Genomic DNA, 17,863 nt, shown 5'->3' with positions numbered 1-17,863 from the left:
CCAGCCGCGCCCGGCGACCCGAAAGGTCGGCGGACGGCTTGTTTGACTCTGATGAAGACGGGCGATGCGTGGACCTATCGTTCTTTCAAGCGGCTTCGCGACTCCAATTTCGAATAGTTAGCAAAACGATGCATCAAGCAAAATGGCATGCAGCCGAAACACCCTGCGCCAGCGTCCGCAATTCGGGCACTTCCTGCGAGCAGCGCGCCTGCGCCATCGGGCAGCGTGTATGAAACACGCATCCGGCGGGCGGATCGATGGGACTCGGGATATCGCCGGAAAGGATCTGGACGACCTTGCCTCGCTCGATCGCCGGATCGGGCACCGGCACCGCCGACAGCAACGCGCGCGTGTACGGATGGCGCGGCGTTTCATAGAGCGCGTGCTTGTCCGCAAGCTCCATCACGCGGCCGAGGTACATCACCATCACGCGGTCCGAGATATGCCTAACCACGGCCAGATCGTGCGCGATGAAGATCAGCGACAGCTTCATCTCCGCCTGCAATGCCTTCAGCAGATTGACGATCTGCGCCTGAATGGACACATCGAGCGCGGAGACCGGCTCATCGCAAACGACGAGCTTCGGCTCGACAATCAGGGCCCGCGCAATGCCGACGCGCTGACACTGCCCGCCCGAAAACTCGTGCGGATAACGGTTGATCATCTGCTCGCGCAAGCCGACTTTCGTCATCATCGCGCGCACGCGGGCGCCGATGTCCTGGCGGCTCATGCCGGGTCGATGTTCCGTCAACGGCTCCGCGATGATCTGCCCGATCGTCATGCGCGGATCGAGCGATGCGAGCGGGTCCTGGAAGATCATCTGCACATCGGCGCGCACCGCATGCCACTCGCGGGCCGGTGCTTGCGTCAGCTTGGCGCCCATCCATACGATTTCACCGTGCGTCGCGGGGATGAGATTGAGGATGGCGCGCGAGAGCGTGGACTTGCCGCAGCCCGATTCGCCGACGACGCCGAGCGTCTCGCCCGCGCGCAGGTCGAAGCTCACGCCGTCGACCGCCTTCAGCGTGCGCGACGGCGCCCACGGCAGGCGGCTTTTTGCCTTCACCTGAAAATGCACGCGCATGTCGCGCACGGAAAGGATCGTCGCGTCAGACATGGCTCGACTCCTGATAGCGCGTCGTCATCGCATCGACGGGCCGATGGCACGCGCGCAGCCAGTGCGTAGCGTGGGTACCGGACGTGCGGACCGTTTCGAGCGCAGGCTCCCGCTCCGCGCATTCGGCGGTGGCGTCGGCGCAGCGTTCGTGGAATGGACATCCCGCCGGCGGATGCGCCATGTTCGGCGGATTGCCGGGGATGCCCGCCAGTTCGCCGCCCTGCTGGTCGAGCCGCGGCAACGCGCGCAGCAAGCCGATGGTGTACGGATGCGACGGCTTCGCGAAGAGCGTGGCGGCATCGCACTGCTCCATCACGCGGCCGCCGTACATCACCATGACCTTCTCGCACAGCCCGGCGACGACGCCCAGATCGTGCGTGATCAACACGATGGACGTGCCGAAGTCGCGCTGCAGATCACGCAGCAGTTGCAGCACTTGCGCCTGCACGGTCACGTCGAGCGCGGTGGTCGGCTCGTCGGCGAAGAGCACTTCGGGCTCGCACAGCAGCGCCATCGCGATCATCACGCGCTGGCGCATGCCGCCCGACAACTCGTGCGGATACTGTCCGATGCGATGCGCTGCCTCGGGAATCCGCACGGCTTCGAGCATGGCGATCGCGCGCTTCTTTGCTTCGCGGCGCGTCAGGTTCTTGTGCAGTTCGAGCACTTCCGTCATCTGCCGCTCGATGGTCAGATACGGATTGAGCGAGCTCATCGGGTCCTGAAAGATCATCGAGAGACGATTGCCGCGAATGCGATTGAGCGTCCGGGCCGGCATGCCCAGCAGGTTCTCGCCGCGGTACCGCGCCTCGCCCGTCGCGCGTCCGTTCGATGCGAGCAGCCCCAGCATGGCCAGCACGCTCTGACTCTTGCCCGAGCCGGACTCGCCGACGATGCCGAGCGTCTCGCCCTCTTCCAGCGTGAAGCTCACGCCGTTGACGGCGCGCACGGCGGCATCATGCGTCTTGAATTCGACCTGCAGGCCGTTAACTTCGAGTAGCGGCATGACTCACCTGTCCTTCGGATCGAGCGCGTCGCGCAGCCCGTCGCCGACAAAGTTGATGCAGTAAAGCGTGATGGAGAGCAGCGCTGCCGGGAACAGCAAAATCCACGGCGCGGATTCCATGACGCCGACGCCGTCCTGAATCAGCACGCCCCAGCTCGTCATCGGTTCCTGCACGCCGAGGCCAAGAAACGACAGCACCGATTCCGTGAGAATCACGCCCGGCACGGTGACGGTCGTATAGATCGCGACGATGCCCAGCAGATTCGGCACGACATGCCGCACGATGATGCGCCGCGTCGGCACGCCGATGGCCCGCGCCGCTTCGACGTACTCCTTCGAGCGGATCGCGAGCGTCTGGCCGCGCACCACGCGCGCCATGTCCATCCACGAGAACACGGTGATGGTCAGCACGACGAGATAGAACTCGCGGCCGAGCAGCGTCACCATCAGAATGGCGATGAGCAGGTACGGAATGGCGTACATCATGTCGACGAAGCGCATCATTGCGTTGTCGACGCGGCCGCCGATGAACCCCGCCACCGCGCCCCACACGATGCCGAGCGTGACCGACGTGAGCGTGGCAAGCGCGCCGATCATGAGCGAGACGCGGCCGCCGATCAGACAGCGCACGAAGAGATCGCGGCCGGTTTCGTCAGTGCCGAACAGATGCCAGTGAGCGAACGTGGGCGGCACGCTCATCGCGTTCCAGTCGGCGGAATCGAACTGATTCGGCAACAGCCACGGACCAACGATGCACGCAAGCGTGATGATCGCGAGCAGCGCGAGACTCACGACCGCCGCCTTGTTGCGCAGAAAGCGCGCGCGGGCGTCCTGCCACGGACTGCGGCCCGCGACCGCTTGTTCGAGCGTGGCGCTCAGAGATGCTGATTTCATCGCGCGCCCTCTTAGTAGCGAATCTTCGGATCGAGCCACGCGTAAGCGAGATCGACCAGCAGGTTGAGCAGCACGGCCACGACCGTGACGAGCACGACGAGGCCGAGCACCAGCGTGTAATCGCGATTGGCCGCGCCATTCACGATCAGCTTGCCGATGCCCGGCAGCGAGAACACCGACTCCGTGACGACCGCCGCCGTAATCGACTGGATCGCGAGCGGGCCGATCACCGAGACGACCGGAATCAGCGTCGGCTTCAGCGCATGACGCAGCACGATGGTGTGCATCGCCAGACCCTTCGCGCGCGCGGTGCGGATATACGGCGTGTTCATCACTTCGATGAGACTCGCACGCGTGACGCGCCCGACCGTCGCGACGTTGATCATCACCAGCAGCGCGACGGGCAGCGCCATGTAACGCGGGTCGAAGTCGTTCCAGCCGCCCGCCGGAAGCCACTTCAGCGCGATGGCGAACACGAGGATCAGCACCGGCCCGATCACGAACGACGGAAACGCGTTGCCCGCATTGCTGACGAGCATCAGCGCGTAATCGGCGATGCTGTTGCGGCGCAGCGCCGCCGCGACGCCGAGCAGCACGCCGATGACGATCGCCAGCGCCATCGACACCCCGCCGATGACGAGCGACACCGGCAGCGCGCGCAGCACGAGCTCGTTGACGCTCCAGTCGGCGTACCGGAACGACGCGCCGAGATCGCCATGCAAGAGGCCGTCGAGATAGAGCAGGTATTGCTTCCACAACGGTTCGCCGAGGTGATACTTGGCCTGCAGATTCGCGAGCACTTCGGCGGACACCTTGCGCTCGCCGTCGAACGGGCCGCCCGGCGTAGCGTGCAGAAGCAGATAGCAGACCGTGACGACGATCAGCAATGTCGGCAGCGTGAGCAACACGCGCCGCAGCGTATAGGACCACATGCGAACGGCTCCTGTGCGTCAGTGCTTGACGATGTAGAGATCCTTGCTGCCGTAATGATCCATCGGGTTCTTCAGCGAATAGCCGCCCACGTAGCTTTTGACGAGTCGCGGCAGGCCATATTGCAGCAGCGGCAGCATCGGATAGTCGTCCATCACGAGCTTCGCGGCTTCGGTCAGCAGTTGCTTGCGCTTCGCCTGATCGGTTGTTTCGCTGGCCTGAGCGATCAGCGCGTCGGCCTTTGCATTGCAGTTGAAGTTGTCGTTTTGCGTCGACTTGCACTGCACGAGTTGCAGGAAGGTCGTCGCGTCGTTGTAGTCGGCCACCCAGCCGTTGCGCGCGATCTGATAGTCGCCGTCATGGCGCTTCTTGAGCAGCACCTTGAATCCCATCGATTCGATGTCGGTGGCGAGGCCCAGCTTCGTCTTCCATTCGGATGCCGCGAAGATCGCCATCTTCTTGTTGTAGTCGCTCGTATTCATCGCGAAACGCAGCTTCGTGCCCGGCTTCACGCCCGCCTGCTCCAGCAGCTTCTTCGCTTCCGCGACACGCTTGTCCATCGGCCACGACGCCCACTCGTATTTCGACACGTCCGCGCCGCTCACGCCCTTCGGCATCAGGCCGTACATCGGCGTCTGGCCGTCGGCGGTCACGCGCTGCGCGAGCAGATCGCGGTCGATGACCATCGACAGCGCCTTGCGCACGCGCACGTCCTTCAGCAGCGGATCGCGGTTGTTGAAGCTGTAATAGCGCGTGCCGAGAATCAGCGAATTGCGCGTGTCATTCGGAAACTGCTGTCGATACTTCGCATAGCTGCCGGTAGGCATCTGATACGTCATGTCGTTGTCGCCCGACTGGAAGAGCTTGACGTCGGTGTTCTCGTCCTCGACCGGGAGATACGTCACCTGCGTCAGTTGCACGTGATCCTTGTCCCAGTAGTTCGGGTTCCTCGCCAGCACGAGCTTGCTGTTGACCTGCCAGTCCTTCAACTGGAACGGACCGTTGCTGACGAGATTGCCCGGCTTCGTCCAGTCGCGGCCGTACTTCTCGACCGTCGCGCGATGCACCGGCCCGAGATTGGGATTCGACATCAGTTCCGGCAGGAACGGCACCGGGCCGGCGGTCCTGACTTCGAGCGTGAGCGCGTCGATGGCGCGCACGCCGAGCGCGCTCGCCGGCTTCTTGCCCGCGACGATATCCGCGCCGTTCAGCAGGAACGGCCCGAACACGTTGCCGTAGGGCGACGCCATTTTCGGATCGATGAAACGCTGGCAGCCGTACACGAAGTCGCTCGCCGTCACGTTCTGGCCGTTCGACCAGCGCGCGTACTTGCGCAGGTGGAAGATCCACGTCGTCGGGTCTTTCTGCTCCCATTTCTCCGCGACGCCCGGCGTCACTGCCCCGTCGCCATTCGTGACCGTCAGGCCCTCGAAGAGATCGCGCCCGAGATTCGCCGCGCCGACGGATTCGACGAGCGCCGGATCGAGCGTCTCGACTTCCGAGCCGTTGTTGCGCACGAGTTCCTGCTTCGCGGCAAGCGTGACGCCCTGCGGCACGATGGCGGCCACGGCCGGCAGCGACAGCGCGCCCACTGCGAGCGTCATGCTGGCGGCGGCCAGCGCCGTGCGGTTGAAGGGCGTGAGAGCGGCGAATGACTTCATCGGGTTCCTCCTGATTGTCTCGTTCTATTACTTGTTGTGGATGCTTCGCGTGCCGCCTGACTTATCGCATTCAGGCGAAACGGACGACAGCCGGCTGTTTGGCTGCCTAACGACCTATGCCTGCGAATGGCCGTCCGGAAGTTATCGTGGCGGCTTTGAAGCGTCTCGCGGCTGGGCGCGAGTATTTCGCATGAACAAGGCGGATGCCACCTACCCCAACCGAAACATGACCAAATTTTTCGAATATTCGTCCGGTCAGGCGATAACGATGGCTGACTTCGCGCAGAAGGCCGGCGCACGGGGTCATTGCGCCGGCCAAATGCAGTCGATGACGACGCGTCACGCCCCGTTGCCGAACAGCCGCTCGGCGCGCGCGCGCAGTTCCTCGGGTGACACGTCTTCCTTGTGCGTTGCAATCCACCACATATGCCCGAACGGATCGCGCAGCTTGCCGCCACGGTCACCATAGAACTGGTCTTCGACCGCACGAATGATGGTCGCGCCTTCATCGAGTGCGCGCTGCACGACGGCATCGACATCGTCGACGTACAGATGCAGCATCACCGGCGTGCCGCCGACAGCGAGCGGCCCTTTCACGCCCATCTCGGGATATTCGTCGCTCAGATAGAAAGGACTGCCGCCGATCAGCAATTCCGCGTGCCCGATGCGTCCGCCCGGGTCCTGCATGCTGAACACTTCGGTGGCGCCGAACGCCTTCTTGTAAAAGTCGATGGCCGCGACGCCGCCCGCCACCGCGATATACGGAATGACGCCGTGACGTCCTTCGGGGATGGGATCGACTTGTGCATTCATGTGTGCCTCCTGATTCGGCAAGGGTTGAGCGTGCGGACAGGGCTGCGTCGCGCCGCTGCCGTCATGTTGCCGCTTTTGGCGGGGCGCGGCAAAGTGCCGGTTTGCCTCATACTGCGGGTTCGCAGCACCCATTTACATCCTTCAACACGGAGCACACATGCACGATCTGAAAGGTAAATCGGTTCTCATCACCGGCGCGAGCACGGGCATCGGCGCGGCGGCGGCACGCGCGTTCGGGCAGTACGGCGCGAATGTCGCAGTGCACTACAACAACTCGAAGGACAAGGCCGAGGAAGTCGCGAAGGACGTGCGCGCGCTCGGGGTCTCGGCGATTACGGTCGGCGCGGACGTGCGCGATTCGAAAGCCATCGACGCGGCTGTCGCGGCCACTGTCGAGGCTTTCGGCAAGATCGACGTGCTCATCAACAACGCGGGCAGCCTCGTGAAGCGCGAGCCGATCGCGTCCGTCACCGACGAGCTTTTCGACGAGATCATGCACATCAACGCGCGTTCGGTCGTGGCGTTCACGCGCGCCGCGCTGCCGTCGCTGCGCGAGGGCGGCGGCGGCTCGATCATCAACGTGACGTCTGTTGCGGCGCGCAACGGCGGCGGGCCGGGCGCGCTGCTTTACGCCGCATCGAAGGGTTTCGTCAGCACGATCACGAAGGGCATGGCGAAGGAACTCGTCGCGGACCGCATCCGCGTGAACGCCGTCGCACCCGGCGTCATCGAGACGCCGTTTCACGAGCGCTTTACCACGCCGGAGCAACTGGACGCGTTCCGCAAAGCCATTCCGATGGGTTTCGTCGGCGAGCCGGACGATTGCAGCGGCGCGTTCCTCTATCTCGCGTCGGAGGCGATGTCGCGCTACGTGACAGGCCAGATCATCGACGTGAACGGCGGGCAATTGATGCCGTGATCGTGGTATAAGCGCTAACCCATTGTCGAGGAAGGAGAACGCAGGAGATGCCGTTGAATCAGCAACATCGCTTTCGATCCCTCGCGCTGACGGCCATGGCCGCCGCCGCGTTCAGCGTGGCCGGCTTCGTCGAAAGCACGCCCGCTCATGCCAAGGCGCCGCAGGCGCAGCCCCAGGTACTGACCGCCTCGGCGGTCGCCGTCGCCGACAAGTACGCCGCCGACACCGCCGCGCAGATCTTCAAGCAAGGCGGCAACGCCGTCGATGCCGCCGTGGCCATCGCGTTCTCCCTGGCGGTCACGTATCCGGAAGCAGGCAATATCGGCGGGGGCGGATTCATGACTCTGTACGTGGACCATCGCCCGTACTTCCTCGACTATCGCGAACGCGCGCCGATGACCGCGACGCGCAACATGTATCTCGACGACAAGGGCGAAGTCATCAAGGGCATGAGCCTTTACGGGCATCGCGCGGTGGGCGTGCCGGGCACCGTCGACGGCATGTGGGAAGCGCAGAAGCGCTTCGGCAAGCTCAAGTGGAAGCAGGTGCTCGCGCCGGCGATCAAGTACGCGGCGGAGGGCTTCGTCGTCGACGATCAGCTCATCGAGCGGCGCGACCGCGCATCGAAGGAATTCGCCGGCAAGACGAATTTCGATCTCTACTTCGGCAGCATGAAGGCGGGTCAGGTCTTCAAGCAGCCCGACCTCGCGGACACCTTGCAGCGCATTGCCGACAAGGGCTCGAAGGGCTTCTATGAAGGCAAGACCGCTGAACTGATCGCCACGTCGATGACCGGTCACGGGCTCATCACCGCACGCGATCTGAAGGAATACAAGGCCGTCTGGCGGCAACCGGTCGTGGCGAGCTGGAACGGCTATCGCGTGATCACCGCGCCGCCGCCGAGTTCGGGCGGCATCGGCCTCGTGCAGTTGCTGAAGATGAAAGCGGACCTGAAGGACAAGTTCGAAGGCGTGCCGCTCGACTCCGCGCAGTACATCCATCTCGTCGCGGAAATCGAAAAGCGCGTGTTCGCCGACCGTGCGCAATATCTCGGCGATCCGGACTTCTACAAGGTGCCGGTCGCGCAACTGACCGACGACGACTACATCCTCAAGCGCGCGCAGGAGGTCAACCCGGATGCGCCGTCGGACACGAAGAGCGTGCAGCCGGGCCTCGGCACGTCGATGCCGGAGAAGGCCGAGACGACGCACTTTTCGGTGGTCGACAAGTGGGGCAACGCCGTGTCGAACACGTACACGATCAACGGCTACTTCGGTTCGGGCGTGGTCGCGGAAGGCACGGGCGTCGTGCTGAACGACGAGATGGACGACTTCTCCGCGAAGCCGGGCGTCGCGAACATGTTCGGCGTGGTGGGCAGCGATGCGAACGCCATCGCGCCGCGCAAACGCCCCCTCTCGTCAATGACGCCAACGATCCTCACCAGGGACGACAAGGTCGCGATGGTGATCGGCACGCCGGGCGGCTCGCGCATCTTCACGTCGATTTTCCAGGTGCTGTCGAACGTCTACGACTTCAAGATGCCGCTCGCCGATGCCGTGGGCGCCACGCGCTTTCACCATCAATTGCTGCCGCCGAACACGATTTACCAGGAGCCGTATCATCAGCTCGACGCGGAAGTCGTGAAGGAACTGGAAGCAAAGGGCTATACGTTCTCGATGCAAGGCTTCAATGGCGATATCCAGGCCATTCGCATCGACGATACGACGCCCGAGCCGATGTCCGATCCGCGTGGACGCGGCGTATCGCAAGTCATCCGCTAAACCGCCTTGCCGGACTAGGCGTTTGCCCTAGTCCGGTGCTCGCTTCGATTGCACACACGTCCGCCCTGCGTGGCTTCTCAGAAATATAAGAATGCTCGCATGGGCGGAATGTTTTTCACGGGATTGGACCGCGTATCCCGTTCACCTAGTCTTTGCCTGACCGAGTGCAGCCTTTCTGGCGATGCATGCGGCCCACATCAAGAAAATCATACGAGACGACCCTGACGACGGACCCGCCGTGCGCGCACGGCTATCCGTTTCAGCGTGCTGATAAAGGAGCAGCTCATCATGTTGGAATCCCCCGCCCGGCAGCTTGGCGATATCTCTTCCACTGATCAGGCAGACGCGGTTCAGCCGGCGCACGACGGCTTTATCGACCGTTATTTCGGCATTTCGCAATCCGGCAGCACGCAGAAGCGCGAAGTCGTCGCCGGCGTGACGACGTTCCTCGCGATGGTCTATTCCGTGTTCGTCGTGCCGGGCATGCTCGGCAAGGCGGGTTTCGATACGAGCGCCGTGTTCGTCGCTGTGTGCCTGACGACCGCGTTCGGCTCGCTGCTGATGGGCGTGTGGGCGCGCTTGCCGATCGCGATTGGCTGCGCGATCTCGCTGACCGCGTTCACGGCGTTCGGCCTCGTGCTCGGCAAGGGACTGTCGCCCGCTGTCGCGCTGGGCGCGGTGTTCCTGATGGGCGTCGTCTTCACCGCGATCTCCGTGACCGGCGTGCGCTCGTGGATTCTTCGCAACCTGCCGACGGGCGTCGCGCATGGGACGGGCATCGGCATCGGCTTGTTCCTGCTGCTGATCGCATCGAACGATGTGGGGCTGATCGTGAAGAATCCCGCGCCCGGCATGCCGGTGTCGCTCGGGCACATCACGGCATTTCCGGTGCTGATGTCCGTGCTCGGCCTCGCCGCGATCTTCGGTCTCGAGCGCCGGCGCGTGCCGGGCGGCATTCTGCTCGTGGTGGTCGGCTTGTCGGCCATCGGACTCGCGTTCGATCCGTCGGTGCGCTTTCATGGCGTGTTCGCGCTGCCGTCGCTGTCCGCGCCGGGGCATGCGTCGCTGATCGGCGCGATGGACATCAAGGGCGCGCTGTCGATGGCGGTCCTGCCGAGCGTCCTCGCGCTGGTGATGACCGCCGTGTTCGACGCGACCGGCACGATCCGCGCCGTCGCGGGCCAGGCCGGGCAGATCGACGGGAACGGGCGCATCGTGAACGGCGGCCGCGCGCTGACCGCGGATTCGCTCAGTTCGATTTTCTCGGCTTGCTTCGGCGGTGCGCCGGCGGCGGCGTATATCGAATCGTCGGTCGGCGTGGCGGCGGGCGCGAAGACGGGCCTGGCGGCCAGTGTCGTCGGCGCGCTGTTTCTCGCGGTGATGTTCCTGTCGCCGCTCGCGAGCCTCGTGCCTTCCTACGCGACGGCGCCCGCGCTAATGTACGTCGGGCTGCTGATGCTCGGCAACGTCGCCAAGCTGCATATGGACGATACCGTCGACACGATGTCCGGGCTCGTATGCGCGGTGTTCATCGTGCTGACGGCGAATATCGTCACCGGGATCATGCTCGGCTTTTGCACGCTGGTCATTGGGCGGCTCGTTGCGGGCGAATTCCGGAAGCTGAATGTGGGGACTGTGGCGATCGCGGTGGTGCTGGCAGTGTTTTATCTGGGCGGGTGGGCAATTTGACGGGCTTGCATCTGCAAACGGCGCGCTTTTGCGAAAGCGCGCCGTTTGTGGTCCTAGTGACTCGGCCTCAAACCTCTCCGGTCGAATAGCAAAGCTGCGCATACTCAATCGACATTCAAAAGCATTCGCCAAACAACAATGTATGGTCAGCCTAGTTTCTGCAACCTCGATCTGTGACCTAAGATAAAAGGGCTTGCGCAAATGTATCCGGGCTCGAAATGGGCGCGGATCAGAGCGCCCGGCCCTCGATGAGAAGCCGCACCCAACTGTCCTTAAAAAGCCCTCAGTCTGCAGGACTGGATTGTTTTTCAGATTTTCAGTCGGGGCCGTGAGCCGTTTATCTTTATCACGGGTCAGTGGTCGCAAAAGCAGGCGGGAAAGCTCTCAGGCGATGGCCGGTTGTGCCCGGTACACGCCACCCTTGGCCAGAATCGCCCAAACGATTCTGGCCATTTTGTTGGCGAGTGCGCAGGCAACGACATTGCTGTGACGACGTAGCAGCAACGCTTGCAGCCAGCGACCCAGCGCATCGGTTCGTCTATCGGCATAACGCATCACCGCGCGCGCGCCTTGCACGAGCAGGCAGCGCAACTGCTTGTTGCCGCGCTTCGAGATGCCCAGCAGGGTCGCTCGGCCGCCAGTCGAATGTTGGCGCGGAACCAGCCCCAAAGACGCCGCGAAGTCTCGGCCACATTTGAACGCGCGTGCGTCGCCGGCCATGGCGAGCAAGCTGCTGGCGGTGATCGGGCCGATTCCAGGAATGGTGAGCAGGCGTTGGCCGGCTTCGTCTTCGCTCGTCTGCCGCTTGATCTGGGTCTCCAACTCGGCGATCTCGCCACCCAACTGTGCGTAACGTTGATGCAGGCGAAGCAACAAGGCCACCAGCACGGGCGGCAGTGCATGCACAGGATCATCGAGTAGGACCGGCAAGCGCGTGATGGCCAGTGCGCCGACAGGCAGATCGATCCCGAATTCGAGCAGGAAAGCGTGGATTTGATTGCTGGTTGCCGTGCGTTCAGCGACAAGCGATTCGCGCACGCGATGCAGCGCAAGCAGAGTCTGTTGCTCGGCGGTCTTGATTGCGACAAAACGCATGGAAGGACGCGAGGCAGCTTCGCAGATCGCTTCAGCATCGTCAAAGTCGGTCTTGCTGCCTTTGACGAATGGCCTGACGAACTGCGGTGCGATCAAGCGAACCTGATGTCCATATGACTGACATTTGCGTGCCAGCCAATGCGCGCCCGCGCAAGCTTCCATTGCCAAGACGGCGACCGGACAGGTCGCCAGGCACCCGTAGAGTTGCTTGCGCGTCATCTTCTTGCGCCAAACCTGCGTGCCGCGTGCGTCCTGCGCATGCAAAAAGAAGCAGTGCTTGCCCAGATCAATGCCGATAAGCGTAGTGTTCGCCATGATGGCCTCCAAAAAAGGAAATGGCCCGATCAGCGTATGCCAATCGGGCCATCTCGGTCAGGCTGACCATCTCATTAAGCCCCCGAAAGCATCAGCTTCCGGGGGCTTTGTCCAATACTGCTTGAAACTGCTAAACCGCCTGACCGGGCGTATGACGCAGCTTACTTGCGGCGATACGATTCAACGAGAATTTCGCAGTTTTGCAGGTGCAGTTGAAGCGCACGGTTCCACTCGCGAAGCACTGCAGCCTTGGCTGCGCGCACCCACGAACCGAACGAAACGAGGACGGATTGTTGAGCGGTGGTTTTCATGAGCGTGTCTCAGGGTAAGTAGCTAGGGGATAACCCTAACTATACGCTTTTCATGCTGCATTGCAACCAGTTGTCAAAAAAGCTACAGCGTTTGCTGAAAAGACACCGGTCAGTTTTGCCGCCGCTCACGGCACGAGCAAGTCTCCCTTGCGCGCCGCGCCCTCGCCTGCGATCCGCGCGACCAGCATTCCTGCCGTGGCAAAGCGCGTCCAGTGCCGCGCGTAAAGCACACCGTCCGTCTTGGCGATGAGCGGCACGAGCCGGTCGTCGAACGGATCGAGGACTTCAGCGATGGTCTCGCCCGCGCGGACGCTGTCGCCCACGTCGCGGAGATGCAAAATCACGCCCGACGATGGCGATTCCACGTAATCGCATCCGGCGAGCGGCGTCGCGGGATGGCGCAACGGAGGCGGCTCGGGCGCATCGCCGGAGATGAAGCCCGCGTGGGTCAGGTAATCGACGATCGCCTGCGCGTCGCGACTTGCCGTTTCGTGCGATACGTCGCGCACGCCGCGCAATTCGAGCGTGACGGGCGTGAGCCCCAGCGGAATCGGGAAGCGCCCGTTGAACGCGCAGCGCAGATAGCGCCACGCCGACGCGCACGCTTCGTCGAACGGCTCGCCGCCCGAAACGTCCGCGAGCAATTGCGCCTCGCTACCGAGATAACGCGCGAGCGGCTCGATCGACGGCCACGCTTGCGGCGTCGTGTAGAGATGCGGCACGGCTTCCCAGTCGCAATGCAGGTCGATGACGAGGTCCGCGTCGCAGGCAAGCCGCATCAGCGCGATGCGTTGCGATTCGAGTTCCGTCGTGCCTTCGTATGCCGCGAGATGATTCCGCAGCGCGGCGCGGATGAGGCTGGCGTTGTGCGCGGCGTCGGCGGTGAGACGGCCATCGAGCTGCATCGCGAGTGCCGGGCCGGGATTGGGAAAGCGGCGATTGAAGTCGTGTCCGGAGCGCATGTCGAAACGCCCCATGTGCGTGCCGAACCAATGCTGATTGAGACCGGCCGGATTCGCGACCGGCACGAGCACGATGCGCGCGTTCAGCCTGCCCGCCGCTTCGAGTTCCGCGAACCGCCGCTTGAGCAGCCACGCGACGACGATGCCCGGCAGTTCGTCCGCGTGCAGCGATGCCTGGATAGTGACCTTCGGCGCGGCGTCGTCGTCCGGTCCGAACCGATAGCTCGTGATCGCCCGCTCGGTGCCGAGCGACGCACCGACGAGCGGATGGCTGTGTACCTGCATCGGCGAAAATCCCCATGAAACTCGCGTGAGAAACAAGAAAGGCACCGCAAGCGATGCCTTTCCGTGATTGCGTCGGTGCGCTGCGCAGCGATTACTGGATGGAGACGTCCGTCTCGAAGTACTTCGCCATGATGCGCTTGAACGTGCCGTTCTTCTTCAACTCGCCGAAGGCATCGTTCAAGCCCTTCTGCAAGTCCGCGTCGCCCTTGCGCAGGCCGATGGCCGTGCCTGGACCGATGATCGCCTTGTCTTCGACGATCGGCCCGACGAGCGCGAACGGCTTTCCTTGCGGCTTCTTCAGAAAGCCGATGGCGGCTTGCGCGGCGTCGGTGAACATCGCGTCGATACGGCCCGCGACGAGGTCCGACTCCACCTGCTCCTGATCGCCATACGCGACCACCTGCACGCCCTGCGCTTCCCACTTTGCCTTCGCGTAGCGTTCCTGCACCGTGCCCTGCTCGACGCCGACGCGCTTGCCCTTCAGCGCCTGCGCCGTCGGCAGGATGCCGGAGCCGGCGCGAGCGACGAGTTGCGCGTGGGTATCGTAGAGCGGGACCGTGAAATCGATCTGCTTCAGACGCTCTTCGGTGATGCCCATGTCGGACAGCACGGCGTCGAACTTGCGGGCCTTGAGGCCAGGAATCATGCCGTCGAAATTGTTCTCGACCCACACGCACTTGACTTTCATCTGCGCGCACAGCGCATTGCCCAGGTCGATATCGAAACCGACCAGCTTGCCGTCCGCCTGCTTCGATTCGAACGGCGGATACGACGGATCGACGGCAAAGCGGATCTGCGTGATTTCCCTGGCATGCGCGGCGAACGACGTGGCGGCGACGGCGGCGAGCATCGCGCGCACGGCGAACGATGCAGTCTTGCTGACGAACTTCTGTTGCGACATTCCGATCCTTCGATACTTGCTGTTAATGCTGGCGCGCCGAGCCGGCAGCGGGCGCGCAGTGGAGCCCTTGCGGGAAAACCCTGAAGTGTAACAAAACGGCACGCCGGCGAGCGGGCGTCAAAGCGCGTCAAGGGACCACGGAGAGGAACAGGAACGCCGCGAAAATCACCAGATGCACGACGCCCTGAAGCACCGTCGATCTCCCGGTGCCGAGCGTGATGACCGACAGGAGCAGCGTGAGCGCGAGCAGCGTGATTTCCTTCGGCTCGAGGCCAAGCGAAATGGGCTGGCCGATGGCGATCGACACGACGGCCACCGCCGGTATCGTCAGGCCGATGCTCGCCAGCGCGGAGCCGAGCGCGAGATTCAGGCTCGTCTGGATGCGGTCGAGCCGAGCCGCCCGCACCGCCGCGAGTCCCTCGGGCAGCAGCACCAGCGCCGCGATCACCACGCCGACCACCGCCTCCGGCGCGCCCGCCGCCTCGACGGCCGCCTCGACCGCCGGGGACAGCAGCTTCGCCAGCCCGACGACCGCCACGAGCGAGACCACCAGCAAGGCGAGCGCGAACCACGCTTCGCCGCTCGTCGGCGGCGGCGCGTGCGAGGCCTCGTCCTCGTCGACGATGGTTTTGGCGGCGGCGGGCAGGAAGTAATCGCGATGCCGGATCGTCTGCACGAACACGTAGACCACGTACAGCACGAGCGAAATGACGCCCACGAAAACCAGTTGCGAAGTCGACAGCGCCGGACCCACGACCGTGCTCGTGAAGTTCGGCAGCACGAGCGTCAGCACCGACAGCGCGCAGAGATTTGCGAGCGCCGCGCTTGCGCCCTGCAACTGAAAGTCCTGCACGTGATGCCGCAGGCCGCCGACGAGCAGGCACATTCCGACGATTCCGCAACAGCAAATCATGATCGCGGCGAACACGGTGTCGCGCGGCAGGGCGGCTTTCTCCGGGCCGCCGGAAAGCATCACGGAGACGATCAGCGCGACTTCGATCACCGTCACGGCGATCGCCAGCACCAGCGTGCCGAACGGCTCCCCGACGCGATGCGCGACCACTTCGGCGTGATGCACCGCTGCGAACACCGCGAGCGCGAGTGCAATCGCGGACAGGCCGGTCGCCAGCGCGTTATGGACAAACGCTGCGCCGGCGAGCACGACGATCGCGGCGATCGGCGCGAGGGTGGTCCAGTTGAGCTTGTTTTTCATCGGCGTTCCGGGGGAATCGGTGGAGGGGATGGTCGGTACATGACCCGGGGCGAGCCGGTGAAACAATCCGACCCGCCCGCGCTGTGAGCGTGCGATGAAAGCGCTGCGGCAAAGGCCCGCCTGCCATCGGCATAATAGCCGCCGGATGCGGCCGGCGCGGTTGCGCGGTTGAATTTCCCGTCTTCCAACCGCAGATTCCGCATTTGCCGGACAATACGTCCGCTTGCATCGCTCGACGCACCAATCCTGCAGGAGGAACCGAGACTTCATGCTCGTCGCCCCGAAACCCGAGAACGAATCGACCCGCCTCGCCACGCTCCGTACGCTGCGTATTCTCGACACGCCGCCTGAAGAACGCTTCGACCGGCTCACCCGCCTCGCGCGGCATCTGTTCGACGTGCCCATCGCGCTCGTGAGCCTGATCGACGAGAACCGCCAGTGGTTCAAGTCGTGTACCGGCCTGGAAGCACGCGAGACACCGCGCGATGTTTCGTTCTGCTCGCACGCCATCCTGCAGGACGACCTGCTGATGATTCCCGACGCCCGCGCCGACAGCCGCTTTTGCGACAATCCGCTGGTCGTCGGCGAGCCGAATATCCGCTTCTATGCGGGCCAGCCGCTCACGGTGCCCAACGGCGCGCGGCTCGGCACGCTATGCCTGATCGATCGACGCCCGCGCACGCTCGACGCGGAGCAGCGCGGACTGCTGCTCGACCTCGCGCGCATCGCGGAACAGGAACTGGCGGCGATCGAACTCGCCACCGTCGACGACCTCACGCTGATTCCGAACCGTCGCGGCTTCGAGGCGCTCGCGCAACATGCGCTCAACGTCTGCAAGCGCATGGGGCATCGCGCATCGCTGCTGTTCTTCGATCTCGACGGCTTCAAGCAGATCAACGACAGCTACGGCCACGCCGAAGGCGACCGCGCGCTCGCGACTTTCGCCGCCGCGCTGCGCAACTCGTTTCGCCAGACCGATGTGATCGGCCGGCTCGGCGGCGACGAATTCGTCGCGCTCCTGACCGATGCCGGCGACGACGAAACGAGCAGCGCGCTCGATCGCCTGCGCGCGACGCTCGCCGGTCACGAAGCGGCGGCGGAGCGTGGCTACGACATCCGCTTCAGCGTCGGACAGACGCAGTACGATCCCGCGCGGCATGCGACGGTCATCGATCTGCTCGCGGCGAGCGACAGTCAGATGTACGCGCACAAGATGGCGCAGAAAAAAGGCCTGCGGCATTGATGCGCGCAGGCCGGCGATGAGACGCGGACAGTACGGGCCCGGTCAGGACTCCAGTTGCGCGTTCAGCGTGATTTGGGCGTTGCCGGCGAACAGTTTCGAAACCGGGCAGCCTTCCTTGGCGGCTTGCGCGGCCTTGTCGAACGCGGCTTTGTCGGCGCCGGGAATCTTCGCCTTCAGATCGAGCTGACACGATGTGATCGTGAAGCCTTCGCCGTCTTTCTCGAGCGTGACCGTCGACTTCGTTTCCAGGCTTTCGGCTTTCATGCCCGCCTGCTCGAGTTGCAGCGAGAGCGCCATCGTGAAGCAGCCGGCATGCGCCGCGCCGATCAGTTCTTCGGGATTGGTGCCCGGCCCTTCTTCGAAGCGCGACTTGAACCCGTACGGCGCGTCATTCAGCACGCCGGTCTGTGTCGAGATGAATCCCTTGCCGTCCTTGATGCCGCCGCTCCATTTTGCCGATGCAGTCTTTTGCACGAGAGTTCTCCATGAGAGATGAGATTGCGATGACCGGCCTTGCCGGCCGAGCTACTGCGTCAGCAGCGCGGACTCATTGCACGCACCGTGCCCGGCGCCGATGACGCGATGCCTCGCGTTCATCGTAGCGGATCGCACCCGCCGATGCAGCGCCCGCGTCGCGGACCCGGTGCCTGAGATTTTTGCGCCGATGGTCAAAGCCCGCCGATTCCCTTAGCATCCTCGCCGGATGTTCGACCGCAAACGAAGGAACA

At 63.8% G+C, this 17,863-nt stretch carries 15 protein-coding genes; 4 read left to right on the top strand and 11 right to left on the bottom strand.

Translation table 11 applies throughout. The annotated features are described in order from the left end of the window. Positions 1–133: 133 nt before the first annotated feature. The 6 genes from oppF to LDZ21_RS16130 all read right to left on the bottom strand — a co-directional run bounded on the left by oppF (position 134) and on the right by LDZ21_RS16130 (position 6,421). Positions 134–1,117: a murein tripeptide/oligopeptide ABC transporter ATP binding protein OppF gene (oppF, locus tag LDZ21_RS16155; RefSeq protein ID WP_244795805.1), complete on the bottom strand. Its 984-nt coding sequence runs from the start codon at positions 1,115–1,117 to the stop codon at positions 134–136. Then, entirely contained in the window at positions 1,110–2,123 is a 1,014-nt protein-coding gene (locus tag LDZ21_RS16150) for an ABC transporter ATP-binding protein (protein ID WP_244795804.1), read from the bottom strand. Before LDZ21_RS16150 ends, oppF begins: the two co-directional genes overlap by 8 nt. A 3-nt stretch (positions 2,124–2,126) precedes the next feature. Beyond that, a complete protein-coding gene (locus tag LDZ21_RS16145; protein WP_244795803.1) occupies positions 2,127–3,017 on the bottom strand; it encodes an ABC transporter permease in 891 nt (296 codons plus the stop codon). Positions 3,018–3,028: 11 nt separating this feature from the next. Then, positions 3,029–3,949, bottom strand: a complete 921-nt coding sequence (locus LDZ21_RS16140; protein WP_244795802.1) for an ABC transporter permease subunit — start codon at positions 3,947–3,949, stop codon at positions 3,029–3,031. Positions 3,950–3,967: 18 nt separating this feature from the next. Next, positions 3,968–5,608, bottom strand: coding sequence for a peptide ABC transporter substrate-binding protein (locus LDZ21_RS16135; RefSeq protein ID WP_244795801.1), 1,641 nt, complete (start codon positions 5,606–5,608; stop codon positions 3,968–3,970). 339 nt (positions 5,609–5,947) lie between these two features. Further along, a complete protein-coding gene (locus LDZ21_RS16130) occupies positions 5,948–6,421 on the bottom strand; it encodes a VOC family protein (protein WP_244795800.1) in 474 nt (157 codons plus the stop codon). Positions 6,422–6,578: 157 nt separating this feature from the next. Here LDZ21_RS16130 and LDZ21_RS16125 point away from each other — a divergent pair, with 157 nt between their 5' ends. The 3 genes from LDZ21_RS16125 to LDZ21_RS16115 all read left to right on the top strand — a co-directional run bounded on the left by LDZ21_RS16125 (position 6,579) and on the right by LDZ21_RS16115 (position 10,810). Continuing rightward, complete coding sequence (locus LDZ21_RS16125) at positions 6,579–7,340, top strand: SDR family NAD(P)-dependent oxidoreductase (protein ID WP_244795799.1); 762 nt, start codon at positions 6,579–6,581, stop codon at positions 7,338–7,340. 53 nt (positions 7,341–7,393) lie between these two features. Next, on the top strand, positions 7,394–9,121 hold the full coding sequence (ggt, locus tag LDZ21_RS16120) for a gamma-glutamyltransferase (RefSeq protein ID WP_244795798.1): 1,728 nt from the start codon (positions 7,394–7,396) through the stop codon (positions 9,119–9,121). Between the two features lie 288 nt (positions 9,122–9,409). Continuing rightward, positions 9,410–10,810: an NCS2 family permease gene (locus tag LDZ21_RS16115; protein WP_244795797.1), complete on the top strand. Its 1,401-nt coding sequence runs from the start codon at positions 9,410–9,412 to the stop codon at positions 10,808–10,810. A gap of 384 nt (positions 10,811–11,194) precedes the next feature. Here LDZ21_RS16115 and LDZ21_RS16110 read toward each other — a convergent pair whose 3' ends face one another. The 4 genes from LDZ21_RS16110 to LDZ21_RS16095 all read right to left on the bottom strand — a co-directional run bounded on the left by LDZ21_RS16110 (position 11,195) and on the right by LDZ21_RS16095 (position 15,892). Then, entirely contained in the window at positions 11,195–12,220 is a 1,026-nt protein-coding gene (locus LDZ21_RS16110) for an IS110 family RNA-guided transposase (protein WP_244795796.1), read from the bottom strand. A 436-nt stretch (positions 12,221–12,656) separates the two neighbouring features. Continuing rightward, entirely contained in the window at positions 12,657–13,778 is a 1,122-nt protein-coding gene (locus LDZ21_RS16105; protein WP_244795795.1) for a succinylglutamate desuccinylase/aspartoacylase family protein, read from the bottom strand. 91 nt (positions 13,779–13,869) lie between these two features. Further along, on the bottom strand, positions 13,870–14,679 hold the full coding sequence (locus tag LDZ21_RS16100; protein WP_404980931.1) for an ABC transporter substrate-binding protein: 810 nt from the start codon (positions 14,677–14,679) through the stop codon (positions 13,870–13,872). 127 nt (positions 14,680–14,806) lie between these two features. Further along, entirely contained in the window at positions 14,807–15,892 is a 1,086-nt protein-coding gene (locus LDZ21_RS16095; RefSeq protein ID WP_244795794.1) for a calcium:cation antiporter, read from the bottom strand. A 268-nt stretch (positions 15,893–16,160) separates the two neighbouring features. On the opposite strand from LDZ21_RS16095, the gene LDZ21_RS16090 reads away from it, so the two are divergent. Beyond that, positions 16,161–17,135, top strand: coding sequence for a GGDEF domain-containing protein (locus LDZ21_RS16090; RefSeq protein WP_244795793.1), 975 nt, complete (start codon positions 16,161–16,163; stop codon positions 17,133–17,135). 42 nt (positions 17,136–17,177) lie between these two features. Here the strand turns inward: LDZ21_RS16090 and LDZ21_RS16085 are convergent, their stop codons facing one another. Beyond that, entirely contained in the window at positions 17,178–17,609 is a 432-nt protein-coding gene (locus LDZ21_RS16085; RefSeq protein ID WP_035964282.1) for an OsmC family protein, read from the bottom strand. Positions 17,610–17,863: the final 254 nt, after the last annotated feature.

The sequence above is a fragment of the Caballeronia grimmiae genome, from assembly GCF_022879615.1.
Lineage (GTDB): Bacteria > Pseudomonadota > Gammaproteobacteria > Burkholderiales > Burkholderiaceae > Caballeronia > Caballeronia grimmiae.
The sequence above is the reverse complement of the archived record's forward strand: the minus strand, read 5'-3'. Positions and strand labels throughout refer to the sequence as shown.